The 10,708-nt window shown below is 39.1% G+C and carries 10 protein-coding genes; 6 read left to right on the top strand and 4 right to left on the bottom strand.

Annotated elements, in window-relative coordinates; translation table 11 throughout:
• Nucleotides 1-20: 20 nt before the first annotated feature.
• Complete coding sequence (locus HMPREF0023_RS03115) at nt 21-1,292, bottom strand: hypothetical protein (protein ID WP_008941183.1); 1,272 nt, start codon at nt 1,290-1,292, stop codon at nt 21-23.
• A gap of 112 nt (nt 1,293-1,404) precedes the next feature.
• Here HMPREF0023_RS03115 and HMPREF0023_RS03110 point away from each other — a divergent pair, with 112 nt between their 5' ends.
• Together HMPREF0023_RS03110 and HMPREF0023_RS03105 are read left to right on the top strand one after the other, a co-directional pair.
• On the top strand, nt 1,405-2,184 hold the full coding sequence (locus HMPREF0023_RS03110; protein ID WP_005088420.1) for a class I SAM-dependent methyltransferase: 780 nt from the start codon (nt 1,405-1,407) through the stop codon (nt 2,182-2,184).
• Between the two features lie 8 nt (nt 2,185-2,192).
• Nucleotides 2,193-2,735 (top strand): hypothetical protein, encoded by a 543-nt coding sequence (locus tag HMPREF0023_RS03105; RefSeq protein WP_004641200.1) that lies wholly within the window; start codon nt 2,193-2,195, stop codon nt 2,733-2,735.
• Between the two features lie 79 nt (nt 2,736-2,814).
• Here the strand turns inward: HMPREF0023_RS03105 and HMPREF0023_RS03100 are convergent, their stop codons facing one another.
• Entirely contained in the window at nt 2,815-3,378 is a 564-nt protein-coding gene (locus tag HMPREF0023_RS03100) for a hypothetical protein (RefSeq protein WP_004641202.1), read from the bottom strand.
• Between the two features lie 169 nt (nt 3,379-3,547).
• Here HMPREF0023_RS03100 and HMPREF0023_RS03095 point away from each other — a divergent pair, with 169 nt between their 5' ends.
• A complete protein-coding gene (locus tag HMPREF0023_RS03095; protein WP_004641203.1) occupies nt 3,548-4,180 on the top strand; it encodes a class I SAM-dependent methyltransferase in 633 nt (210 codons plus the stop codon).
• Here HMPREF0023_RS03095 and HMPREF0023_RS03090 read toward each other — a convergent pair.
• Nucleotides 4,177-4,644 carry a Holliday junction resolvase-like protein gene (locus tag HMPREF0023_RS03090; RefSeq protein ID WP_005086937.1) on the bottom strand — a complete coding sequence of 156 codons (468 nt, stop codon included), beginning with the start codon at nt 4,642-4,644 and terminating at the stop codon, nt 4,177-4,179. The two genes, HMPREF0023_RS03095 and HMPREF0023_RS03090, sit on opposite strands and share 4 nt — an antisense overlap.
• Before the next feature lie 132 nt (nt 4,645-4,776).
• On the opposite strand from HMPREF0023_RS03090, the gene HMPREF0023_RS03085 reads away from it, so the two are divergent.
• The 3 genes from HMPREF0023_RS03085 to yccS all read left to right on the top strand — a co-directional run bounded on the left by HMPREF0023_RS03085 (nt 4,777) and on the right by yccS (nt 9,098).
• Nucleotides 4,777-5,421 (top strand): ParA family protein, encoded by a 645-nt coding sequence (locus tag HMPREF0023_RS03085; protein ID WP_005086938.1) that lies wholly within the window; start codon nt 4,777-4,779, stop codon nt 5,419-5,421.
• 121 nt (nt 5,422-5,542) lie between these two features.
• Complete coding sequence (locus HMPREF0023_RS03080; protein WP_026056338.1) at nt 5,543-6,640, top strand: AI-2E family transporter; 1,098 nt, start codon at nt 5,543-5,545, stop codon at nt 6,638-6,640.
• Between the two features lie 307 nt (nt 6,641-6,947).
• On the top strand, nt 6,948-9,098 hold the full coding sequence (yccS, locus tag HMPREF0023_RS03075; RefSeq protein WP_004641211.1) for a YccS family putative transporter: 2,151 nt from the start codon (nt 6,948-6,950) through the stop codon (nt 9,096-9,098).
• Between the two features lie 21 nt (nt 9,099-9,119).
• Here the strand turns inward: yccS and HMPREF0023_RS03070 are convergent, their stop codons facing one another.
• The gene (locus tag HMPREF0023_RS03070; protein WP_171057916.1) at nt 9,120-10,349 is read right to left on the bottom strand and encodes an MFS transporter; all 1,230 of its coding nucleotides are present in this window, start codon (nt 10,347-10,349) and stop codon (nt 9,120-9,122) included.
• Between the last annotated feature and the right edge of the window lie 359 nt (nt 10,350-10,708).

The raw sequence follows: 10,708 nt of genomic DNA, 5'->3' as shown, positions 1-10,708 counted from the left end.
TTTTGCTTCTGATTTCGCACTCAAATCAAGAATAATTTGGTCTGTTCATCTACGTTATTTTCAATAAAATGGCTTAAACCGTTTGCATCACAAGCCAGAGTCAATTGCTTATAGCTCACACTGCAAAATTCAGCGTATTGCTTAAAAATTAACGGCGATTGATCCAAAGGTAACGGTTCATCTAACGCGATCAGCTTATGTATCCCCCGATCATTCATCGTCAATAAGTAATGGTCGCCATTCAATGCTAACTCAATCAAAGCAGTACCTTTACCACTTAAAGGAAGCAAATATTGCGACTGTGCAGCAATCACATCTGCACTATAACTTTCGAGTTTTAAACTCACCAAATTAAAAACCAAGAACTCATGCTGACTCGTGCTAACTTTTGGGCTTACCGCCCCATTTTGTTGCACAAAATGGGGTAATGCTCCTAATTTCACTAAGTTCTGCTCAGTGCCTTGTTTCAATCTGAACAATTGCTGCACGAGTTTTTGTTTCATCACCGCATCGAAATAACGTTCATCTAACTGTAGATCGTTATTTTCTAAAATTTTTAATAACGCCTGATGATGTCGAGGCAGTAAAGCATCAAGTACATGACGATAATAGAATTTACTCTGCTTCTTCACTTGACGAACCCGCTGATAGAAGTAGGTAATATCAAATGGCTTTTCAACAAAGTCATTCAGTAATTCAGAACTCGCCAAAACAGAAAGTGCTTCATGTCCTGTAAAGGGTAAATGAATCACATGCATTTGCGGTAATAATGGTTTAATTTTTAAGAAATGCTCTTTGTCTTCAGCAAAATATGGATCATAGACAATGATATATTCACGAGATGAATCAACTTCATCCGGTTGAATTTCCATATGTTGATGAATTGATACATCAAAAAACTCTGCATAACGGCGGTCTTGCACCACTTCAGGATCAATGGTGTATTGCGGTACAAAAGCCACAATTTTTTGCATATTCAATAAATTTGAATACTTAATGGCAGCATAGCCACCCATCGAGCCACCATAGCCGACTCGCTCTTTAAACTGTGCTAAAAATGGTTGAATCTGTTGCTGCATGTTGAGCATGCTGCTTTTGGGAAACCATGTCTTTTGCTTCGGCATAATGCCGATCACATTGTATTGGTATTTTATTAATGATTTTTCAGCATTGATGGACATGCCTTTAGCGCGACTAATCAAATCGCCAAACGAAACCACTAAAGTATCACTTGAACCTTTTAAAAAAATAACGCGAATATGATCATCTTCAAATATTATTTGTTTATCCATGCTCACACTAAAAAAAGATCCTTGATGGGAATCAACAAATACTTACTTTGCCAATCCAAAATTGCGGAGTATCTTATTTTATAGAGATCGGGCAGATTAAAAAGCGCAAAAAATGACACAATCCTTGCATCCAGCTGCACAACAGGGCTTTAGTTTAGGGGCTGAACTCTACCAACAAGTTCGTCCCAATTATCCACAAGAAATAGGGGTTTGGCTGCAAGATCGACTCCAGATAGATGAAAATTCCACTGTTATAGACCTAGGTTCTGGGACTGGCAAATTCTTACCTTACCTCTTACAAACCCAAGCAAAAATTGTTGCAATCGAGCCTGTAACAGCAATGTTAGAGCAACTACAACAAATACATCCTATGGTGATTTCACTACAAGCGTTTAGTGATCAACTCCCTTTGGATGATGAATCCATTGATGCTATTGTTTGCGCACAATCATTTCATTGGTTTGCTAATCTAAAAACATTGAAAGAGATGCATCGTGTGTTAGCACCTTCAGGACATTTAGGCCTAGTTTGGAATCAACGCGATATTGACGTCGATTGGGTGAAAGCCCTAGCAAATGAGATTGCGCCATTCGAAGGTGATACGCCTCGTTACCATACTGGACAATGGAAACAGGTATTTGAACATCAAGGACTGTTCAAATTCAATGGACTACAAAACTTCCAGCTCTATCATCATGGTACTGTAGAGCAAGTGGTGAGTAAGCGCTTACTTTCGACCAGTTTTATTGCTGCCATGCCCCAACACGAGCAACAACGATTAAAGGCAAAATTTGAACAAATTGTATTTGATTTTACGGGATTAAATCCGCAAGATCAGATTGACTTTCCTTATCGTACTTTTGCTTATCATTTTCAGAAAATATCAACTTGAGTGGAACTATGTCTAAAATTAAAAAAACGCTGGCGATCACATTTACATTAACTGCAGCGCTCATGCTCAGTGCATGTAACAAAGAACAAGAACCCTCACGATCAAATGATCGAACGAGTGATTCTGTCAAAGATGCAATTGGTCAACTCAATCCAGTGCCAATCAAGCAATTTCCTGATACTGCAAATGACGCTGCGGATATTGCCATTCTAGAAGATTACGATCAACGCTTCACGGACATGACGGACAGTATGGAAATTGAAGTAGCGGAAATGCGTGAGAAAGGGACACTCACACCTGAGTTTGAACAGCAACGCCAAAAGGATAATGTAAAATCTGCGCTGACCATGCTCAAGGAACTAGATCTTAAAACCGAACAAGGACGTTATATCCAAGGTCTACTCTATAGTTATTGGGAACATCAAGCCAAAGTTTTGGATCAACCGAATACTCAAGCAGATTCTGCTCAGCAAGTAGACCAACTTAATCAGTATTTGCATGCTCAAAGCCAATTACACCACTGGAAAAACAAGCAAACACCTGAAGACTAATTGAAAGTTTATACATTTATCTCATAAAAAAGCCCCTGGTCTTAAACTCAGGGGCTTTTTTCCATTTAAAGCTATCTTTTTAAATTTTCTGTCTTTCGATCCATTCAATCGAACTCACGCGAAATAACTCACACGCCCCATCACCTACACCACCAGGAGTTAGAGAAGATGTCCAAACGAGATCCTTATCACGCACTTCAACCAACTCACCTTTTAGATTGACCAAATCCCCACGCTTGACCTGTTTGATTTGTTTTGCAATCTCAGGATTTGCTGGAATGATGTGCATATTTGATACCATTTTAATGGCTTGATCAGGTGGCACAGGCAAAGTTTTCATATTCCAATTGAGATAACGATCATACTGACGAACCGAGATGGTTCGAGCAATTTCTGGATCGGTAAATAAATCCAGACTCACGGCGTAATCAATCGGTGAAAATTTTGCTTGTTCATCATCATGATAGACTTTAGAACCAAGAATTCGAAAGTTCCCATCAAAGGGTTGAAGCACAGAAATTGATTGGTACTTCACGACTGGCGCTAAGCCGTTGGCAATATTATATTCAACGCCATTACTTGATGCGTGTGTTTGTCCAAGTGCCGCAACCATGCATAAACTCATCCATAGACGCTTTTTCATGGCTCAATCATCCTCAAAATATCACTAAAAACTTAAAAAACCAACTCTCTTCATAGTATGCTTGGATGGTGAAAAAAAGTGCGTTTTTTAGTAACAATCAAACTCACTTTGGTCATATTTTTGTGCTGTTATTTATGTGTTGCTTTATTTAATCAAGGGATGGATCTGTATGATTTATCAATTTTATCAACGCCGTATCTTTCCTCATTTACTCAATCAAGTCATGCAAACAGCCAGTTTGATGGATCGACGTCGTGAACTATTACTGCCGATTGAAGGCGATGTACTAGAAATCGGCTTTGGTACGGGCCTGAATATTCCATTTTATGGCAATATCGACACGCTATATGCATTAGAACCAAATCCTGATATCTACCAACTTGCGGTAGAACGTGTTCAACATGCGCCATTCTATGTCAAACATATTCAAGCCAGCGCAGAAAAGCTGCCTTTTGCTGATGCGTCTTTGGATCATGTTGTATCAACATGGACATTGTGTAGTATTCCTCAACTCGACCAAGCACTTGCAGAAGTTTTCCGTGTGCTAAAACCAACGGGAACATTCCACTTGTTAGAACATGTCAAACATCCAGATTCTGCTAAAATCCAATCACTACAAACGATATTAACACCAATTCAAAAGCGCATTGGCGATGGCTGCCATCTCAACCGAGATATAGAACGTCATCTATTGCAAACAAAGTTTCAATTTGCAGAAAAAGAATATTTTGACGCTGAAGGTATCCCCGTCATTGCTCAAAAAATGTTATTGGCAAGAGTACAAAAGTCTAAAAATGCCTAGCCCTCAAAATCAATTCTCAGCGTTTCAAAGCGTACCCGCCCTTCTTGCACTGCTTGAGCAATGGCTTGCTGCCCTTTACTCAAGCGTGCACCACCACTTTTAATATCCAGTAAAATCACCTCAATATCTTCGGCCTCGCCATCCCCATCACGAAAGTCGGTATAACCATCAAAAATGACATAATCCACTGGGTCGCCCAAAAACTTAGCATCACTGGGTAAATAACGAAACTCTGGAAGGATGGGCGCAAACTGCTCAGCCATTTTTCCTTTGAGTACAGCACGACTGGTATTCACACTGCGTTTCTGTGCATCTAATAATGCTTGTTTATGTTCCAACTCTAATTCTGCAATATATTTTTCATACTCTGCTTGAATTCGTCCGTTACGACTATTGGACAAAATAATTGTGGTCAAAACCACACCGATACAAGCACCTATCAGCATTGCAAGCCAAACCGACATAAAAACGTCCTTATCCTTCAAGGTTGCTATTTAACTGCAACATTAAACTTTTGTCATGTGTCACACACTCTGGTAAAAAAGATGCTAAGGTATAGTTGAATATATAAAGACCTGTTAAATAAATCTAAGTTCATGAAGACAATATTAATCGCAAATCAAAAAGGTGGCTGTGGTAAAACCATGACGGCAATCACCCTCGCTACAGCATTATCACAAAAAGGATATAAGGTTGCTTTAGCAGACGCTGACAATCAAAAATCCGCATTACAATGGTTAAAACAACGTCCTGAAACCGTCACAGAGATCCAAAGTCTAGATTGGCGCCATGAGAAATCAATTGGTGATGCACCTAAAAACTTGGATTATTTGATTATTGATGCGCCTGGGGCACTTTCAGGTGAACATGCTGAACAACTGGTCAGTGAAGCACATGCGATTGTCACACCGATACAGCCTTCATTTTTTGATATTGATAGTACTCGTCGCTTCCTCAAACATTTACAAGAGATTAAACGCATTCGTAAAGGTAAAGTACAAATTTTACTGATTGCCAATCGCGTTAAGCCAAATAGCGCGAGTTCCAAAGATATTCAAAACTTTTTTACCAAAATTGAGCATCCCCCTGTGGCATGGATTTCTGAACGAAGCGCCTATGGAACACTCGCTATGCAAGGTTTGAGTATTTTTGATAAATCACAAAAGAATTTTGTGATGATACAAAGCCAATGGCAGCCTGTGCTCAATCAGTTGGTTGATGATCCGAGTGAATGGTTTTAGCTTTTGCAAAGAAAGGTAATCTTTTGATATCAAATCTTAAAAGATGAAAAGGAAAATATCGCTGCTCTGATTTTTCAGTTAATATGGATTCATTCAACTTCAAGCACTAGAGAAAATTATGGTGCAACAATACGCTCCTGTCTTACAACGCGTTTTGCTGTTTGGACTGTTCTTTGTCCTGATGTTTTTGGGATTTAATATTCTCAAATATTTTATTGTTCCAGTTCTTTGGGCCGCGATTATTGCTTATATGACGTGGCCAGTTTACCTATGGGTGCAACGTCGCTTTTTTGGGGAAAATCGTCCAACCTTGAATGCAACAATTATGATTAGTTTGGTCATTCTAGTGATTGGAGTCCCTTTTATTTTTGCGATCTTCTTACTTCAATTAGAAGGTCGAAACCTCTACATGAACTTACAAAAACAATTATTTTCAGGGCATATTCAAGTTCCTGACTTCATTCGAAACCTTCCTGTTATCGGTGAAGATATTAGCCATACAATCAATGAACTCAGCGGTGACCCCAATAGCATCACCCGCAGTATTGCAGAATGGATTCAAAGCCATTTAAGTTATGGTCGCTTTGTCCTAAGTGAAATTAGCCGTAACTTGGTCAAATTGACCTTTGCCTTGATGACTTTATTCTTTTTCTATCGAGATGGACAAACCATCTTGGCGCAAGTCAGTCGTGCACTCGAAATGGTGATCGGCCCTCGTGTACACCATTACTTGCAAACCATCTCAGAAACCACACGTGCTGTGGTATACGGCATCGGTTTAACAGCAGTCGCCCAAGCACTTTTAGCGGGTTTAAGTTATTTTGTCGCTGGCGTGCCGAACCCGATGTTGCTGACGATTGTTACTTTCATATTGGCATTGATTCCATTTGGAACCCCTGTTTCATATCTTGGCGTTGGGTTATGGCTATTTGCCCAAGGACAAACGGTTGAAGCAATTGGTGTCGTGACATGGGGAGTATTGATTGTAAGCAGTGCTGACAATGTTATCCGTCCACTTGTGATCTCTGGCGCAACACAGATTCCGTTCTTATTGATTATGTTTGGTGTCTTAGGCGGCATTGCGAGTTTCGGTCTTGTTGGCTTGTTTATTGGACCTGTCATCTTGGCGGTATTACTGGCAATTTGGCGCGAATGGCTACATGAAAATGTCGAACAGCAACCTGTTGCTCAACTTGATGCTCCTCCTGATCCTAAATAAATCGCTGTGGGTATCTTAAAAGATATCCACAGTTTTCTCACTTATTGACTAAACTTCTTCCTTAAGTATTGGTGCATTCTTTATAGTATCCCGATAGACAGCATCAAAGGCATTTAAGAAAGAAGTCTAGTAATTGTCCATTACTAATATTCAAAATCATAACTGTGCATGGATCTTGCTTAATAATTAGTTGAACAATCAACCTAATCTTGATGCAAAAAATGACATATCATATTGATCAAACAATACTTCGATCAGGAAGATTTGTTTGTATGACAAAAACCAGATCAATTGAAGAAAAATAATTATGAATAGTCTGTATCTGCTCTTTAATCGTTTTGGATCAAATTCAATTTTGCGGTATTGCCTACAAATTTTTATTGTTTTAATCGGTACAACACTACTGCTACACGCATTGGGTCTAAGTGAATTTATTGTGCCTGTCACACTAGGTGCAATTGCAGCAGCCCTGACTGATTTTGATGACCGACTCAGCATCCGACTTCGAAACTTATTTTACGTCTGTGTACTGTTTTTTACGGTCAGTACAATTTTAACCTTTCTAGCACCTTATAAATTCTGGTTTATCGTCTATTTGAGTTTATCTAGTGCTGCTTTTGTACTCATGGGTGCATTAGGTCAACGCTACGCTACTATTTCTTTTGGCACAATCTTACTTTCCATCTACACCATGTTTGGATTAGGTGATTACCCACATTGGTATCAGCAACCTAGTTATTTCGTCTGTGGTGCGCTGTGGTATGGTTTTACCTCTATCCTGTTTTTTATCATTCACCCTACATTACCGCTACAAGAAAAGATTTCGACTACGTTTAAAGAAATGGGGGAGCTGTTACAGAGCAAAGCTAAGCTGTTCGATCCTGACAATGTCGATAATGTTGAAACGCTGCTATTTGAACTCTCACAGAAAAATGCACAGGTGGTGAATAGCCTGAATCAAGCCAAACAATCTTTGCTCTCTCGCCTTAAATCTTCACGCATGAACAACAGCAGTATCTATTGGTTAAATTTGTATTATTTTGCCCAAGATATCCATGAACAAGTGACCTCAAATTATTTACATTATGAAAAAATCCATCAGAACTTTAACCGGAGTGATTTAATTTTCCGTATACAAAAAAATATGTTCTTACAAGCAACAGCCTGCAAAAAACTGAGTCAGGCATTGCTACATAAAACCACTTATCAAAACAGCCCACTTGCCGATGCTGCCCTTGCCCAACTCGAAGCATCAATGCAAGATTGGATCGCACAACACCCATATAATTTAGAAGTTAAAAACTTAGAACTCATTTTGAATAACTTAAAAAGTATTCACGAACAATTCGCGCAACTGCAATTAAAACAAAACATTGAAACGGGATCACCACAACATCAGCAAGCACACCTCAATCTACTAGATGAAGATATTCAGGGATTTCAGGACTTCTTCTTAAAAATTAAGCAACATCTTAGTCCACAGTCTGCTTTATTTCGTCATGCTATTCGTTTAGCAATCGTCTTTGCTGTAGGTTATGCAATTTCTTTGCTGCCGTTCGCCAAAAATGGTTATTGGATTTTACTGACCAGTTTATTTGTTTGCCAGATCACCTATTTTGCAACCAAAAGTCGGCTAAAACTGAGAACCATCGGCACGTTATTGGGTGTGTTGTTAGGCATACCTATACTTTATTTTGTACCCAGTATTGAGGGACAACTTATCATTACCGTGATTAGCGGAGTGTACTTTTTCTATTTACGCCAAAAGAAATACGCGCTGGCTACGGTGATGGCAACACTGATGGTTTTATTGATTTTTAATCTTAAAGGTGCTGGTTTTAGTATCGTTTTACCAAGAATGATCGATACGCTGATTGGCTGTGCCATTGCTTGGTTAGCAGTGAATTTGATTTGGCCAGATTGGAACTTCCGCAATATTCCTGAAAACATCCGTAAAAGTAGTCAAGCAACGCTGGATTACTTCGATGCTGTCATCCAGCAATATCATCAAGGTCGTTCCAATGATCTTGAATATCGAAAAGCGCGTCGTGCGGCACATAATGCGCAAATCGAGCTGTCTAATATGATTTCGAGTCTCAGTACCGAACCACAACCCAATCAAGAACTGATCCATTATGCATTTCGCTACTTGGTCTATAGTCATAGTCAGTTGAGCTACGTTTCGGCACTGGGTCATCAACGTACTCAAATTCAAGATCAACACATCTTGGCGCTGCTTGATCAAAGTGTTGAATTGCTCAAACATGCTTTGATTCAACAACAACCGATTCCACATCAGCAAATTGAAGACATGTTAATCAAAATCCAGCATTTAAGTTCGCAGGGTCAGGTCTCAGAGCAAAACCAATTGTTGCTAAAACAAATTAGTCTGTTGCTTGAGACCCTCACTGAACTGGTGATGTTGAAAAATAAACTTCTAGAACTGGAAATTCGCTAATCAACTCACACTTCAGCGGTTTTAATTTATGCCTTGTTGCTGACGATCTTGCATTACTTGTTTCAAAACACGTCTAGGCTGAGCAAACCATAAAGCAATCAAGGTCACGCTTGCGAGCGCAAAAGCCCAAATATGGAAATAAGTATACATTAGACGAACCAACTCAATGATAATGAAGAAACTCATCATCATCACCATGGATACCGCTGCAGCTACTGTTCCCTTCGATACTTCTGAGGACATCAAGGCAAAACGATACATCACAGAGAAACTAATCCCTTCGCCAAAGCTGATCAAAGTCATACCGATCAATAAACATGGCACTAAATACAGCGGCCAAATTACACCCAAAATCAGAAATAATGTACCGAGAAACATAATCGGCAAACCCACCAAGATGGTTTTACCTAATGCAAAACGATCCATGACTTTGATCAAGACGATGTTACCCGCAATCAAACCGAAGAAAATTGGAAATTGCGCCAAGCCATATTGCAAACTACTCAGTTTAAATTCATCGACCAAAATCACAGGAGACAATGCAATCCATAACATCAACGGCATCGCAACCAAAGGCAAAGCTAAACTTGTACCTAAGAAACGACGATTACTAAATACCTTTTTGAAATCATCAAAGATATAACTAAATGGTTGCTTGGCTCTGCTTTCTTGTACAGATGGCATAAATTTCTTTAAACCAAACCAACTCAAAAAAGAAACTGATGCAATTGCAACAAAGCCCCAATGCCAGGAAATATGTTCAATTAAAAAAGCACCCAGTACAGGGCCTAATAATGGCGCAAGCAAAGAAATATTGGCCATCAACGCCATGACCTTAATGGCATCTCGCTCTTCAAATGTTTCTTGAATAGCCGCGTAACCAACTGCAGAAATGACAGTCAAACCAATGCCTTGCAAGAAACGCAATGCTAAGAATTGTTCGATGTTATGCGTCAATAAAATCAACAAGCAACATATCGTAAAGAAAGCGACACCCGCTAGCAGGACTTTTTTACGTCCAAGTCGATCTGAAAGGGGGCCAAGCAACCACGCAACACTGGCACCACCCAATAAATAAAATGACATAGATGAAGGAGCCCACGTCGCACTGACACCAAATTCTTGGGTAATCGACAGCATTGCAGGCTGTATCAAGTCATTACCAATATAAACCGCAAACTCAAATAGCACCAAAGCTAAAGGAAACATGAGCGTTATACGGTTTAACGTCATATTTTGATTATTCGTCATCATGTTCTATTCACAAAAACAACCAATTCGGATGCGCCCCATTTCCATACAAAGAAAATAGGAACATCACCACACGATTTTATGGTTTAGATTTAAATTAAATTTTGATTTTCATGCTGTGAGAGCGCATGTAATAAATGTGAAAACACCGTATTCACAAGGTGTATATAAGAAAAAATATATTTTCGTGAGATTGATAAAATATTTTATCGTTAGGAAAAATTTCCACGCGCAACTGTAGCACTTTTTAAAAATGACCGCAATTTAGGCAAATGTTTTAATATGTGAATAACCCAAAAGTTATCCACAATATTGTCTATCTTTCAGTCAACTCAAAATCATATCAATGGATCAAGGGG

Source organism: Acinetobacter sp. ATCC 27244, from assembly GCF_000156555.1.
Lineage (GTDB): Bacteria > Pseudomonadota > Gammaproteobacteria > Pseudomonadales > Moraxellaceae > Acinetobacter > Acinetobacter haemolyticus.
This window is presented reverse-complemented; position numbering and strand designations above follow the sequence as displayed.